Raw genomic sequence first — 13250 nt, 5'->3', positions numbered from 1 at the left:
GCTAAAGTGCGCGCGTCCTCATCCTGTAGGACATCCTGTTGATGATGCATCTGAAAAGGTGCAACAAATTGATAGCTTCTCCCCAGTTTGCTATATCGGCCTGCTTGTTTTAAGCAGGCTGCTTTTTCTTCCTCATTAGATTGCCCTTTAAAGCTAAATAGCACCTCAAAGCGCTTTTTTACTATTCACACTTTATGCTCATTTATGTTTATTATTTTTTGTGCCATACCTTGCGCGCCCTCAAACGGGTATATGTATAAAGCAGTTATAAAGCAAACGTAGGCAAGTAAAGCTATCTCACGCAATTATTAGCGTGGATGTTGCGCTACGCCCCTAAAAAGCATCAGTTATAGTCTGTTATATCGTTATTAATTTTTTAATAACTGTACAGGCTAAGTAATTTAGCGACGTCTTTAATTTGAGGTGGTTTGCCCCTATTTCAGGTGATAATATCGAAAGCGCTATTATTCTCATTTTATTTTAGGAGTGCGTTATGTTTAAAACGTTAGCCATTATCGGTTTATCGTTATCAAGTGTTGCTTTGTCTAATGCCGCTCATGCAGATTGGCAGCTAGTCAATGACAAGAGCCAATTAAGTTTTGTTTCTATCAAAAAAGACTCGATTGCTGAGGCACATCATTTTACTAACCTAGAAGGAACACTTTCAGACAGTGGTGCTTTTAGTGTAAATATAGACTTAACCTCTGCAGAAACACTGATCCCTATTCGCAATGAACGTTTAACTCAATTTGTATTTGAAGCGGCTAAGTTTCCTCATGCAGTTTTAACCGCGGATTTAAAAAAGCAATTAAGTAATATTAAAAAGCCGGGCCAGCATGTATTAAAAGAGGTTGATGCACAGCTTGATTTTCATGGTAATAAAAAGCCATTAAAAATAAATGTACTTGTTAGCAGTGCCGAAAATGGCGATTTAAGCGTGTCGTCGTTTACGCCTGTGATTGTAAATAGCCAAGACTTTGGTGTGACCGAAGGCGTTAAAAAGCTACAGCAATTAGCTGGTTTACCTGGAGTTGCTACAGCCGTACCAGTTACTTTTGCGCTAACACTTAAAAAACAGTGATCTCGTTAACGGCGCTTAGTAAGCAATTAAGCGAGCCTAGCAAACCGTTTGATAGTTGGCAGCCTACCCAGTGTGGTGAGCTGCCGATTATGATTAACGAGCATGGGCTGTGGTTTTACGATGGCAGCGAAATTACTCGCCCCGCGATGGTAAAACTGTTTGCCAGTGTTTTATGCAAAGAAGGTGAGCAGTTTTATTTAAAAACACCCATCGAAAAAATAGCGATAGAGTTGCAAGATGCGCCTTTCGTTATCGTAAGCTGGCATATTGAGAGCACAGTGCAAGGGCAGGTTATGTGTTGTGTAGATAATTTAGCACGGCAATGGTTAATCAGTGCTGAGCAGCCTCTTTATATAAAAAACTATAAAAATGCAGCGGTGCCTTATTTGCAATTACCTTATGGGTGTAGCGCGCGGGTATCACGGAGTGTGTTTTATCAGTGGGCTGAAATAGCCGACGCTGATGAGCGCGGCTATTTTATCAAATCAGCAGGGGGAAAGTTTTATCTTTCGTAGGTGCTTATTTTTAAGCGTCTGAGCTGTCTTTATCACTTTGCGGTGCAACAGCCACAATTGGCCCTAAATACCACTCATCTAGCTTTTTAGCGACTTCTGGTAAACCTGTTCCCTTAAGTGATGAAAAAGCGTGTACAGTGATATCACCGTCTAGTTCACTTAATTCACGGCGTACTTGCAGTACTTGTGCTTTACGTGCACCTTGCTTGAGCTTATCGGCTTTAGTTAAAAGCGCCAGTACCGGGATTTCGCTGCCAATAGCCCAGTTAATTAAATCTTTGTCTAAATCTTTTAATGGGTGGCGAATATCCATTAATATAACAATACCTTTTAAACTTTGACGTTTTTGTAGGTACTCACCCAGTGACTTTTGCCACTTCTTTTTCATTTCAATAGGTACTTTAGCAAAACCATAACCGGGTAAGTCGATTAAGCGCATATCGTCTACTTCACCTAATTCAAAGGTGTTGATTAACTGCGTACGACCTGGCGTTTTACTGGTACGAGCAAGTTTTTGATCTGTCAGTGCATTAAGAGCACTTGACTTACCTGCATTAGAGCGACCTGCAAACGCGACTTCAATTCCCGTATCAGCAGGTAATTTAGTGATGTCTGGCGCGCTTGTTACAAAAGACGCAGTATTATATTTGATACGAGATTTGAGCACAGGCTCTCCTAAAAACGTAAAAGTTAATCTTATTGAGCTAAATTCACTCAGGGCGCGTATTTTATACTATAAAGGATGTATTAAAAAGCGTATTTAAACACCTAAAAACTCGATAAATGGCACTATTAAAGCTGCTTAAAGGTTAATCTAGGTCAAAACCCTATAAATTATAAGCTTAATATGAGTAGAAAACGTGCCAGAGAATTTTTTATCGTGTAGAATACATGAATTACAACATCCATATTGTAGATGATACAGGGTCGGAAACAGAGAATTCACCATGAAAAAAATAGCACTATCTTTAACAATATTGCTTGGTGCGTTGTCAGCAAGCAACGCAACAGCATTTGATGGCGATGTAAACGCAGGTAAAGAAAAATCAGCAACGTGTGCGGCTTGTCACGGCCCAGACGGTAATGCACCGGTTAATATTTACCCTAAACTTGCAGGCCAGCACCCAGATTACATCCTTAAACAACTTAAGGATTTAAAATTAGGTATGACTTCAGGCGGTAAAGAAGGCCGTATGGATCCTGTAATGAGCGCGATGGCTATGCCACTTAGCGAACAAGACATGAAAGACCTATCTGCTTATTTTTCTTCATTGAACATGACTGAAGGCGCCACCCCTAAAGACGTGGTTGAAGTTGGTCAAATGCTTTACAAAGCAGGCGATGCTGAACGTGGTATTCCAGCTTGTGCGGCGTGTCATGGTCCGCGAGGCAATGGTTCGTCTCTTGCTAAGTTTCCTAAGATTTCTTTTCAGCACCCAGAGTACATTAAAGCTCAGCTAGAGAAGTTTCGTGATGGAACCCGTAAAAACGACCATAACGGTATGATGCAAGATATAGCGAAAAAGCTAACTGATAAAGATATTGAAGTACTATCTCAATACTTAGGTGGCTTACACTAAAGTCGTATTTATCTAGTATAAGCTAGTGTAATACTATGTAATATGATTAAAAAAGCAGCTTGCGCTGCTTTTTTTGTGTCCACATTTTAACGATATCACCCTTTAGTTTGTGAGACATTTGCCATGGTCTTTTGTAAGAAATAACTTATTTTAAAAATATTTTTACAGTTAAACTTATGTTTATTATAAATTTTTTGTTTTTTATATATGCTCTATGTAAGAAAAATTATATAAACCAGTTGTAACAAAAATATTAACGGGTAAATTAACCACTGTCGCAAAACAACAATAACAACATGGATTATGCTAAAGGAAAATGGCGCGACACGACTGAATAGCACATTGAAGGTGCTACAAAAGGAAATAACAAGAAAGCGTCAGGATGACCGTAAATAATAAAATCTCAAGGAAGTTTAATAATAAAAACAAAATGGAATGTAACAAGGAAGGTTAAAATAATAACAATACGGACTGATAATAATAAAAATAATAAAGACTAAAAAAAGTCGAAGGGAGAAGTGTCCAGATAATGGCGCTCAGATTAGTAGGCGGTAGAGATGTTTTCTCTACCGCCTTTTTATTTGTCCTGTTACAATACCCACCGTTTAGCAATAAGCTAATGCGCTAATTCAACGAGCAACCCAAGCTTTAATGCGCAAATCGAATTCTTCTGGCTAGGCCAGCACTGCGATGCTCATGTTATGTGCCTCGCTCAAAACCTCTTAAGTGAGATGATCAAGATATGAGTAGAAAGAAAAAATCACGCAAAATTCCTTCAAACGGCCCTGTTCGTTTAAGCCAAGATAAGCTTAAAGAAATGCGTGCGTTAAAAGAGCAACGAGTTAAAAAGCCAAAGGGCGCTAAGCCTGGTTCTCGTAATGCACCTGAGCTATTAGATAGCGATACTAAAAAAGCAAACTCAGCGCCAAAAGATAAGCGCGTCGGCAGTAAAAAAGCCGTGCCTTTAGTGGCTAGTGCACCACAGCCGCAAGTAGAAATGAAGCGTAACTTAAAGCCAACAGTTGAGCTTAAAAAGGTTACAGAGCCAGAGCTTACGCCTGAGCAAGAGCTAGAAGCGCTTGAAAACGATGAGCGTTTACTTAAGCTCGTTGAGCGCCATGAGCAAGGTGAAATGCTGACGGGTAAAGATGCGAAGTACTTTAATAGCCGTATTGCTCGCCACCAAGTACTTTGTAAGTTACTAGGTATCGAAGATGAAGACGAAGACGAGTTTGAAGATGATTTTGAAGATAACTTCGAAAGCGACGGTAACTCAGATTTCGATAAGTACCTTTCAGATGATTTAGCCAATGAGTGGCTAGATGATGATGACGATAAATAGTAAGGGCGCTTAATGAGTACCGCAGTGATTGTAGCCTTGTTTGTAGGTGCTGTTATTATTGCTGGCTTAGCATTTTATGCAGGTCAGTTGCTCTATAAGCTTAACGCGCAAAAAAAGTTAATTGCGCAAAAGCAAGCAGAGCAACAGCAAAAGCTTAAGCAGTCGCGCTTAAAGCGTAACGCTAAACTTGCAGATAGCATTCATCTAATTGCTCGTGCAATGGCTGAAGAGCAATGTGAGTACTCTGAAGGCTGTTTACGAATTTGGGTTTTAATGTCTCAGTACGCTTTTGAAGATGAGCGAGATTTAACGCTAGCGTACCCAGGCATTTATAAAATGTATAACGTTGTGAAAGAAATGCCGACTCACGATGCACGCAAAAAATACTCTAAAAAAGAGATTTTTAAGCAAGATACAGCACGTTGGCGAGCTGAAGAAAACTTTAGTGATGAGATTAAAGCCGATTGCGACAAAATCATTGTTGAGTTTAAAGCTGCGCCGGGCAGCGAAAACATCGTGTTTAATTAAACCCTATAGAAAATACAAAAAGCAGACTCAGGTCTGCTTTTTTTATGCCTGCTTATCGACACGTTTTTACCACCTCAAACGTGATAAGCGAATTGGTATAGCACTAATTAAATCACACGTGAGAAACGGGTTTTACTTATTTGCTTTTGTAAGTGAGCATCAAAGCACATACATATAATACGAATAAATAGATTTCCGCGAGGCGTGACGCGTATTACCTTATCGTTTATATGCACCATGTCATCGTCTATTAAAGGCTTTAGCGCTAACAGCGCATCCGCAAAATACTCATTAAAATGTATAGAATGCTTTTTCGCAAATGCGTGCGTGTCTAATTCAAACTGGCAAATAAGTGATTTAATAGCCTCCGCGCGTATTACATCATCGTGCGTTAAATGCATTCCTTTATGTATAGCACTGCCGGCTTGCGTTTCAATTGCGTGATAATAATGCTTAAGCACTTTTTGGTTTTGTAAAATGGCAGTGCCAATTTGCGAAATAGACGAGACCCCTAAACCTAATAAGTCGCAATTACCGTGAGTGGTATAGCCCTGAAAGTTGCGATGTAGCTGCCCTTTATTTTGCGCGACTGCAAGTTCGTTGTCGGCTTTTGCAAAATGATCCATACCAATAAACTGATAGCCTGCAAAGGTCATTTGCGCCAAGGTGTTTTTAAACATGGTTAGCTTGTCGTGGGCACTGGGTAAGTCAGCCTCTTTTATTTTACGCTGCGCAGCAAAGCGCTCTGGTAAATGCGCGTAATTAAATACAGAGACTCTATCTGGGCTTAAGGCAATTAATTGCGCTATTGTTTTTTCAAAGCTTTGGGGTGTTTGTTTAGGTAGGCCATAAATCATATCTGCATTTATAGACTTAAAGCCAAGCTCGCGGGCTTGGGTTATCAGTGCTTTAACGGTATCTACTTGCTGTGTGCGGTTAACTGCTTGTTGTACTTCATCGTTAAAATCTTGAATACCAAAGGATACGCGGTTAAAGCCTAAAACCCGTAAGTGTATAAGCATATCTTTAGCAAGGGATCGTGGGTCTATTTCAATGCCTCGCTCAGTGTTGCGGGTAAAGTGAAAGTGCTGCTCTAATAAGTTAATTAAGCGCGTCATTTGCTTTACAGTTAAAAAGGTTGGCGTACCACCCCCTAAATGTAATTGCTCCACTGTGTAGTGTTTAAATAAAGGGGCATGCGCTGCTATTTCTTTTGTTAAGTAATCTAAATATACATCGGCTTTAGACTGATGGCGTGTGATCACCTTGTTACATCCGCAGTAATAGCAAAGCTCACTGCAAAATGGGATATGAATATACAAAGAAAGTGAGCGACTAGAGGATGATTTTATAGCGCTAACAAGGTCTTGTTGCTGATACCCCTCGCTTAAAGATAAAGCGGTAGGGTAGGAGGTATAGCGTGGCCCTGACACGTTATACTTATTTATAAGAGTTTGATCCCATTTTGGAAGCTTTATCATCACGCGCACCTTATGTATTAATGAGGTGTTGAGTATAAAAAGCTTTTAAGGGAGGGGTTTTGATCTACAACAAAAAAGGTGCCTAAGCACCTTTTTAAAATAGTATTTTTTGTTAATACGTTATGTTGTGGGCATCTTTTAAGTATTGAAACAATTCTTTATAGCCCTTGCCTGGCTTTTCAGCTTTTACTTCTTTAGCGGCGTTGCGTACCAATTGGCGCATTTTTTGGCGCTCAAGGGTTGGGTATTGCTCAATAGTTTCGTTAATTAAATCATCGCCTTGCTCAATTAAGTCGGTACGTAATTGCTCAATTTTTTTAATTAAAACCTCAGCTTGGTTATTTTTATTAAGCATTACGTCAATAATGGCTTTAATTTCTTCAACGTTTTCTACTGTGCGTAGCGTTTTAGCAATGTAATTTAAGTGGCGGCGGTACGCATCGCTTTTATTACTGATTTTATCAGCAACTACCATGGCTGCTTTCAAATCGTCATTGAGTGGTAAGCGTTCGCGTTGCTTTTTCCCCATTTTAGCAATTTCAGAACCTAACTGATGAAACTCTTGCGCGTCGCGCTTTAGTTCACTTTTTGATACGTAAATAATTTCTTCTTCAATTTCAGCAGGCTTGCCTTTTTTCTTCGCCATGGGGTGCTCTTAAGTAAAAATAACTTTTGCCATTATACGCGATTCTTTTAGTGATTAATATTAGCTGATGTGGTGCAGTGAGTGTGTTAGCATTTAAAGATAAGAAATGCGTGCAATATTGCCTTAAGGCTCAGGACTTAATTTATGAAAAGCCAACAACACGATCCAATTTATTCTCAAATCTCTCAAGTAAAAGATGCCGTAGCTGAAGTGCTCGAGCATGCTAAAAAATTGGGTGCCACTGCCGCAGAAGCTGCTATGTCTAGTACATCGGGTTTATCGGTAAGCACACGCATGGGTGAAGTAGAAACCATAGAGTTTAACCAAGATGGTGGTTTAGGTATCAGTGTTTATGTAGGGAATAATAAAGGCTCGGCATCTACTGCTGATCTAAACCCAAAAACACTGCGCACGGTAGTAGAAAAAGCCATTGATATTGCCAAATTTACCTCAGACGACCCTTTTAATGGTATTGCCGATAAAGAACTACTCGAGTTTGCCCCTAAGGACCTTGATTTATATCACCCGTGGGATGTAAGCCCTGAGCAAGGTATTGAGCTATGTCATGCTGCAGAGCAAGCCGCTTTAAATGCTGATGAGCGTATTGTTAATTCAGATGGTGCAAGTTTTTCATCGCACCAAGGCTTACGTGTGTATGGTAATAGCCATGGTTTAATTGCTGGTTTTCCACGTACGCGCCACAGCATTAGCACTATGGTAATAGGCAAAGAAGGCGAGCACATGCAGCGCGACTCTGCTTATACTGTTGCTCGCGATCAGGGCGGACTTAACGACGCTGCTGCGGTAGGCCTAGAAGCCGCCACCGAAACTCTGGCTAAACTAAATAGCCAAAAGCTGGGTACTATGAAAGTCCCTGTTATTTTTAGAGCCGATATTGCCAACTCATTGTTTGGCCATTTAGTGTCGGCAATTGGCGGCGGGGCGCTTTATCGTAAATCGAGCTTTTTACTCGACAGCCTAGGCACTCAAGTATTTAGTAAGAGCGTTAATATTGCTGAGCGTCCTCATATATTAAAAGGATTAGCGTCGTCGCCTTTTGATAGCGAAGGGGTAAAAACGATTGACCGTGAAATTATTCAAGGCGGTGAGCTGCAAACGTACTTATTAGCAAGTTATGCAGCGCGTAAACTAAATATGGCTCCAACAGGCCATGCAGGCGGTATTCATAACTGGTTAGTTGAGCAAACGCACAACGATTTAACCGCGCTATTAAAAACCATGGGAACAGGCTTATTAGTTACCGAGCTGATGGGGCAAGGCGTAAACACCGTTACGGGTGACTACTCGCGTGGAGCAGCTGGTTTTTGGATAGAAAACGGTGAAATTCAGTACCCTGTTAGTGAAATTACCATTGCCGGAAATTTAAAAGACATGTTTAAAGGTATTTCGGCCATAGGGGGCGATATTGAGCGCAGAGGCGGCATTCAAACCGGCTCAGTACTTATAGAGCAAATGCAAGTAGCAGGCGCATAATAGCAATTTGCAATAATACGTAATTAAGCGAATTGGTAAAATATAAAAGCACATATTAAAGCCGAGCATTTAAACGCTTGGCTTAAACGTGCTTTATTTAAATTTTTGAGGTGTTGAATGGCTAAAGATAGGTACGCACCAAAACCCCTGACTGACATTATGGCAGGCCTTAATAATCGCTTATCAGCCTATGCAGGTAAAAGCCAAGCGCTTGATAAGCAACAGGTGTTGCTTAAAGAGTTTTTAGGCCCAAAGCTTGCTGAAAAATGCCGTGTGAGTAATTACCGCAATGGCACGTTGATGATTGAAGCTGTATCGGCGGCAATTGCCCTTAAACTTAATTATTTAAAAATGGATATGCAGTCGCATTTTAGAGCGGCAGGCATGGCAGAGCTCGGACAAATTAAAATTGTTGCAAACCCTCAAGCAACAGCGCGCTTAAGCCCAACTGCAGATAAACCCGGCCCCGCAGGTAAAGCACCTGGCAATTCAAGAAAAATGAGCCAGCAAACTTCAGATTACCTTAATGCCATTGCCGCATCAGCCCCACCTTCGCTGAAAGAAAAGCTAGAGCGCCTTGCTCGCCATGGTAAAAAATAACTCGCAAAAGCGCGATTATGGTTGTTGGTAGGGCTATTTTGTTACCTCGTCTCATAGAAAATACTTTGTTACATATTCTATTTTATTGTTTCTTTAATGGGGTTTATCATACAAATTCGGCGTGTTGTTTTAACCGCCTAAATATTAATTTCATTAATTGAAAGCATCGCAGGGCGCTTTTATTTTTTCTCTGGCATGCAATAGTTTAATGAAATAGATATTTTATTCTTTACTAACAAACGGAATAATTATGAAAAAAGTAACTATTACCGCTGCAAGTATCGCACTTGCACTGGGCCTAGTAGGTTGCGGTGAAAAACAACAAGAAACGCAAGTGGCCGACACCGCTGCCGTTACAGCACCTGCAGAAAAAACGCTTGAGCTAGGTGTAAACCTTGCCAATATGGATGAGTCGGTTCGTGCACAAGATGACTTTTATTACCATGTGAATGGACAGTGGCTTGCTAAAACAGAGATCCCTGGCGATAAGTCGAACTACGGCTCGTTTACACAGTTATACGACGAGTCGCAAAAAGCGATGAAAACAGCGCTTGAAAGTGCCGCTAATAATAGCAGTGCTAAAAAAGGCAGCGATGAGTACAAAATTGGCGCTTTTTACAAAAGCTACATGGATAAAGACACACGTGATGAGTTAGGTATTACACCTTTACAACCTTCACTTAATACCATTGATAGCCTAGATTCAAAAGCTGATCTTGCTCCTTTAATGGCTAAAATTCAGCAGCAAGGTGCGAGCTTACCATTTGGCTGGTTTGTAAATAACGATGCTAAAAATTCAAGTGAATACGCGCTGTACTTATCGCAATCTGGACTTGGCTTACCTGATCGTGACTATTACTTAAAAGATGATGAAAAATTTACTAAAATTCGCGCATCTTACGAGCAATACATAACCGATATTTTAGCTAAATCAGGCGTTGAAAATGCCGCTGATGCCGCGAAAAACGTTATCGCATTTGAAAGCGCTTTAGCTGAGGCACAATGGAGTAGAGTACAAAGCCGTGATGCAACTAAGTCATACAATAAAATGACTGTAGCGGAGGCAAATAAGCTAACAGGCGACTTTGATTTAGCAGCATTTTTCAATAGTGCTGGGGTAGATACCTCAGACATTATTGTACGTCAGCCAAGCTACTTAGAAGGGTTTGCTGATGTGTACAAAGAAACAGATTTAGCAACATGGAAAAACTACTTAAAGTTTCATTTTGTAAGTGGTTACGCGCAGTTACTGAGCACTGACTTGGTTGATCTTAAATTTGATTTCTACAGCACCACATTACGCGGCGTAAAAGAGCAAGCGCCACTTTGGAAAAAAGCGGTTGATGCATCTAACAGCGTACTTGGCGAAATTTTAGGTAAAGTATACGTAAAAGATAACTTCCCGCCTGAAGCAAAGGCACGTATGGAAGAGCTGGTAGATAACGTTATTAAAGGTTACGGCGTTGCTATTGAAAACCTTGAGTGGATGAGCCCTGAAACCAAGCTTGCAGCCCAAGAAAAGTTAAACAAATTTACCCCAAAAATTGGCTACCCAGATAAGTGGAAAGACTACTCACAGCTGAGCATTAACCCTGATGAATTAGTGGGTAACTACATACGTTACAGTCAGTGGGCTTATAGCGACATGATTGCTAAATTAGGCAAGCCAGTGGACCGCTCTGAGTGGCACATGACGCCACAAACAGTGAATGCTTACTACAATCCAGTAAATAACGAAATTGTATTCCCAGCTGCTATTTTACAGCCACCGTTCTTTAATTTAGAAGCCGATGACGCTGTAAACTACGGTGCAATTGGCGCAGTAATTGGCCACGAGCTAGGTCACGGTTTTGACGACCAAGGTGCTAAATACGATGGTGACGGTAACTTACGTAACTGGTGGAGTGAGTCTGACCTTAAACAGTTTGAAGAGCGTACCGGCGCGTTAGTAGCGCAATACAACGAATATAAACCATTTGAAGATGCGGGTGTTAACGGCGAGCTTACCCTTGGCGAAAACATTGGCGACCTAGGTGGTTTAACGGTGGCTTATAAGGCGTATCAATTATCGTTAGGTGAGAACAAAGCGCCTGTTATTGATGGCTACACCGGCGATCAGCGTTTCTTTATGGGTTGGTCACAAATTTGGCGTCGTAAGTACCGCGATGAAGAGCTACGAAACCGCTTAATGACAGACCCGCATTCACCAAGTCACTACCGTGTTATCGGTATCTTGTCGAACATGCCTGAGTTTTACCAAGCGTTTGACGTAAAAGAAGGCGACAAAATGTATATCAAACCAGAAGACCGCGTAAAAATTTGGTAATTGATAGCCTGTTAGTTAACTTGAATCTGGTTAAGAGATAAATTACCCAGCATTCAGGTTGATAAATAAAAGCCAGTAAGTGTTTAGCTTGCTGGCTTTTTTATATTTAAATACTGAGTACTAATACCAATGCGCAATAATACCAATGCGCAATAATACTTAATTTAGGGCTACTGCATGAGTGTTTTATGCATCCAGCTTTGATTGCTTAAAATATTTTTATACAAAGCCAGCTGGTTTTGCGCACGTTCTAAATTATGTTCTGCATGGGTGGTTTTAAAGTACACGTCGTTATTTAAGTAATCAGTTAAAAACCGCACACTGAGCATTAGCGGCATAACTTTAGCGCCAAGTAGCAAACTTGCTTGCTCTTTGTTGCTAATAGCCGATTTCAGGGGGGCAAGGTAGCCTTTAACAAGCGCAGTAAATACCTCTTTGCGAATAACCACTTTATCCAGATTAATTGAATCCTCTACCTCAGCGCAGCAAAATGTGCGCACCATGTCTCCAAAGTCATATAATAAAAAGCCTGCCATACAAGTATCTAAATCGATAACTGCTTTAGCTTTATATGTATTGCTGCAATACAGCATATTATTTATTTTAGTGTCGTTGTGGCACACTCGGGTGGGCAAATCGGCTGTTACGTCAGCGAGTTCTTTTACTAAATGCTGTTGTGCAATGCAGTAGTCAATGTCGTTTTTACACTGCTGGAGCCGCTCTTTAGTTGCGGTGCTAATAGCTGTATTAAGTTGCTCAAAGCGCATAGCTAAGTTATGAAAGTCAGTAATAACAGGGTAGAGACTTGATGCGTCAAAATCGAGCAAGGCACGTGTAAAGGTGCCAAATGCAAATGCGGCTTGCTGTGCGTGATGGGGCTCTGTAACCACATCTTCGCTAATACTTTGGCTAATAAAATTAAGCACGCGATAGTACGCGTTGTTAATTGTAATAAGGTATTCACCTTGGCAAGTACTTATATGCTTAACAATGTCGAGCGGGTAAGTATTTGCTTGTTGTTTAGCGCTTAGGTGCTGCTCAATTAACTGTGCGTTATTAACCAGTTGTGCTGGTTTTTTAAATACATGGGTATTGAGCTTTTGAACAACAAATTGCTGCGCAGCATTAGTTAACAGCCACGTGGTGTTTATATGTCCGCTGCCTAAAGAGCTCACCTGAGTAAGCTCAGGGTTTAGCGCTAATAGCTCACTTAATTTATTTTGTATTGCTGTATTCATGTGCTTTAGGCGTATCGCGCTTGTATTTTTTCGATAATCTCGGCGTTAGCAGCAGGGAACTCATAGTTACTAAGCTCATTAATAGCGACCCATTCACTTGGTTGCCCTTCGGCGCCATGTGCTTCACCGCTAAAGTTACTCACAACGTGAATATCAAGTTTTACACATTTATCGCTATAGTCATGTTCAATCACCATCAGTTGGCTAGAGCTGTGAATGGTAATGCCAACTTCTTCGCTTAGCTCACGCTTAAGTGCAGCAAATACGCTCTCGCCAGCTTCTACTTTCCCGCCTGGAAATTCCCATAAGCCACCTTGATGTTGCTCATCAGCGCGCTTGCAGATAAAGATGGCGTTATTTTTTTTTATTACGCCTACCGCTACATTTACAATTTTTGTTGTCATGTTTTTTCTCCATAA

13 protein-coding genes are annotated in these 13250 nt (G+C 40.8%); 8 read left to right on the top strand and 5 right to left on the bottom strand.

Annotated features, from left to right (window positions below; translation table 11 throughout):
* Positions 1 to 493: 493 nt before the first annotated feature.
* Positions 494 to 1081, top strand: coding sequence for a YceI family protein (locus tag OIZ54_RS08715; RefSeq protein ID WP_064386286.1), 588 nt, complete (start codon positions 494 to 496; stop codon positions 1079 to 1081).
* Positions 1078 to 1596 (top strand): DUF1285 domain-containing protein, encoded by a 519-nt coding sequence (locus OIZ54_RS08710; protein ID WP_264390189.1) that lies wholly within the window; start codon positions 1078 to 1080, stop codon positions 1594 to 1596. The genes OIZ54_RS08715 and OIZ54_RS08710 overlap by 4 nt, the downstream gene beginning before the upstream one ends.
* A gap of 10 nt (positions 1597 to 1606) precedes the next feature.
* Here the strand turns inward: OIZ54_RS08710 and yihA are convergent, their stop codons facing one another.
* On the bottom strand, positions 1607 to 2263 hold the full coding sequence (gene yihA, locus OIZ54_RS08705) for a ribosome biogenesis GTP-binding protein YihA/YsxC (protein ID WP_264390188.1): 657 nt from the start codon (positions 2261 to 2263) through the stop codon (positions 1607 to 1609).
* A gap of 280 nt (positions 2264 to 2543) precedes the next feature.
* Between yihA and OIZ54_RS08700 the strand changes: the two genes are divergently transcribed.
* The 3 genes from OIZ54_RS08700 (at position 2544) to OIZ54_RS08690 (ending at position 5046) form a co-directional block, all read left to right on the top strand.
* On the top strand, positions 2544 to 3176 hold the full coding sequence (locus tag OIZ54_RS08700; RefSeq protein WP_004589311.1) for a c-type cytochrome: 633 nt from the start codon (positions 2544 to 2546) through the stop codon (positions 3174 to 3176).
* Between the two features lie 742 nt (positions 3177 to 3918).
* Complete coding sequence (gene yihI, locus OIZ54_RS08695; protein ID WP_004589312.1) at positions 3919 to 4518, top strand: Der GTPase-activating protein YihI; 600 nt, start codon at positions 3919 to 3921, stop codon at positions 4516 to 4518.
* A 12-nt stretch (positions 4519 to 4530) separates the two neighbouring features.
* Positions 4531 to 5046 carry a DUF2489 domain-containing protein gene (locus OIZ54_RS08690; protein WP_004589313.1) on the top strand — a complete coding sequence of 172 codons (516 nt, stop codon included), beginning with the start codon at positions 4531 to 4533 and terminating at the stop codon, positions 5044 to 5046.
* 107 nt (positions 5047 to 5153) lie between these two features.
* Here the strand turns inward: OIZ54_RS08690 and hemN are convergent, their stop codons facing one another.
* Both hemN and yjgA read right to left on the bottom strand, forming a co-directional pair.
* Positions 5154 to 6527, bottom strand: coding sequence for an oxygen-independent coproporphyrinogen III oxidase (hemN, locus tag OIZ54_RS08685; protein ID WP_248452220.1), 1374 nt, complete (start codon positions 6525 to 6527; stop codon positions 5154 to 5156).
* A gap of 112 nt (positions 6528 to 6639) precedes the next feature.
* Positions 6640 to 7173, bottom strand: coding sequence for a ribosome biogenesis factor YjgA (gene yjgA / locus OIZ54_RS08680; RefSeq protein WP_004589315.1), 534 nt, complete (start codon positions 7171 to 7173; stop codon positions 6640 to 6642).
* 144 nt (positions 7174 to 7317) lie between these two features.
* Between yjgA and pmbA the strand changes: the two genes are divergently transcribed.
* The 3 genes from pmbA (at position 7318) to OIZ54_RS08665 (ending at position 11593) form a co-directional block, all read left to right on the top strand.
* A complete protein-coding gene (gene pmbA / locus OIZ54_RS08675; RefSeq protein ID WP_264390187.1) occupies positions 7318 to 8667 on the top strand; it encodes a metalloprotease PmbA in 1350 nt (449 codons plus the stop codon).
* Between the two features lie 117 nt (positions 8668 to 8784).
* The gene (locus OIZ54_RS08670) at positions 8785 to 9267 is read left to right on the top strand and encodes a DUF721 domain-containing protein (protein WP_264390186.1); all 483 of its coding nucleotides are present in this window, start codon (positions 8785 to 8787) and stop codon (positions 9265 to 9267) included.
* Between the two features lie 250 nt (positions 9268 to 9517).
* On the top strand, positions 9518 to 11593 hold the full coding sequence (locus OIZ54_RS08665; protein WP_264390185.1) for a M13 family metallopeptidase: 2076 nt from the start codon (positions 9518 to 9520) through the stop codon (positions 11591 to 11593).
* A 170-nt stretch (positions 11594 to 11763) separates the two neighbouring features.
* On the opposite strand, the gene OIZ54_RS08660 is transcribed toward OIZ54_RS08665, so the two are convergent.
* Both OIZ54_RS08660 and mutT read right to left on the bottom strand, forming a co-directional pair.
* Positions 11764 to 12831, bottom strand: coding sequence for a phosphotransferase enzyme family protein (locus OIZ54_RS08660; protein ID WP_264390184.1), 1068 nt, complete (start codon positions 12829 to 12831; stop codon positions 11764 to 11766).
* Positions 12832 to 12836: 5 nt separating this feature from the next.
* On the bottom strand, positions 12837 to 13235 hold the full coding sequence (mutT, locus tag OIZ54_RS08655) for an 8-oxo-dGTP diphosphatase MutT (protein ID WP_264390183.1): 399 nt from the start codon (positions 13233 to 13235) through the stop codon (positions 12837 to 12839).
* Between the last annotated feature and the right edge of the window lie 15 nt (positions 13236 to 13250).

It is taken from the genome of Pseudoalteromonas sp. A3 (assembly GCF_025942345.1).
In the GTDB taxonomy this organism is placed as follows: Bacteria; Pseudomonadota; Gammaproteobacteria; order Enterobacterales; family Alteromonadaceae; genus Pseudoalteromonas; species Pseudoalteromonas atlantica.
Note: the sequence above shows the minus strand (reverse complement) of the source record. Positions and strands in the feature narration are given on the sequence as shown.

Coding starts and splice junctions, on each gene's coding strand:
- OIZ54_RS08715 (WP_064386286.1), top strand. CDS start 494: ATGTTTAAAACGTTAGCCATTATCGGTTTATCGTTATCAAGTGTTGCT.
- mutT (WP_264390183.1), bottom strand. CDS start 13,235: ATGACAACAAAAATTGTAAATGTAGCGGTAGGCGTAATAAAAAAAAAT.
- OIZ54_RS08665 (WP_264390185.1), top strand. CDS start 9,518: ATGAAAAAAGTAACTATTACCGCTGCAAGTATCGCACTTGCACTGGGC.
- OIZ54_RS08700 (WP_004589311.1), top strand. CDS start 2,544: ATGAAAAAAATAGCACTATCTTTAACAATATTGCTTGGTGCGTTGTCA.
- hemN (WP_248452220.1), bottom strand. CDS start 6,527: ATGATAAAGCTTCCAAAATGGGATCAAACTCTTATAAATAAGTATAAC.
- yjgA (WP_004589315.1), bottom strand. CDS start 7,173: ATGGCGAAGAAAAAAGGCAAGCCTGCTGAAATTGAAGAAGAAATTATT.
- OIZ54_RS08660 (WP_264390184.1), bottom strand. CDS start 12,831: ATGAATACAGCAATACAAAATAAATTAAGTGAGCTATTAGCGCTAAAC.
- yihI (WP_004589312.1), top strand. CDS start 3,919: ATGAGTAGAAAGAAAAAATCACGCAAAATTCCTTCAAACGGCCCTGTT.
- OIZ54_RS08690 (WP_004589313.1), top strand. CDS start 4,531: ATGAGTACCGCAGTGATTGTAGCCTTGTTTGTAGGTGCTGTTATTATT.
- pmbA (WP_264390187.1), top strand. CDS start 7,318: ATGAAAAGCCAACAACACGATCCAATTTATTCTCAAATCTCTCAAGTA.
- OIZ54_RS08670 (WP_264390186.1), top strand. CDS start 8,785: ATGGCTAAAGATAGGTACGCACCAAAACCCCTGACTGACATTATGGCA.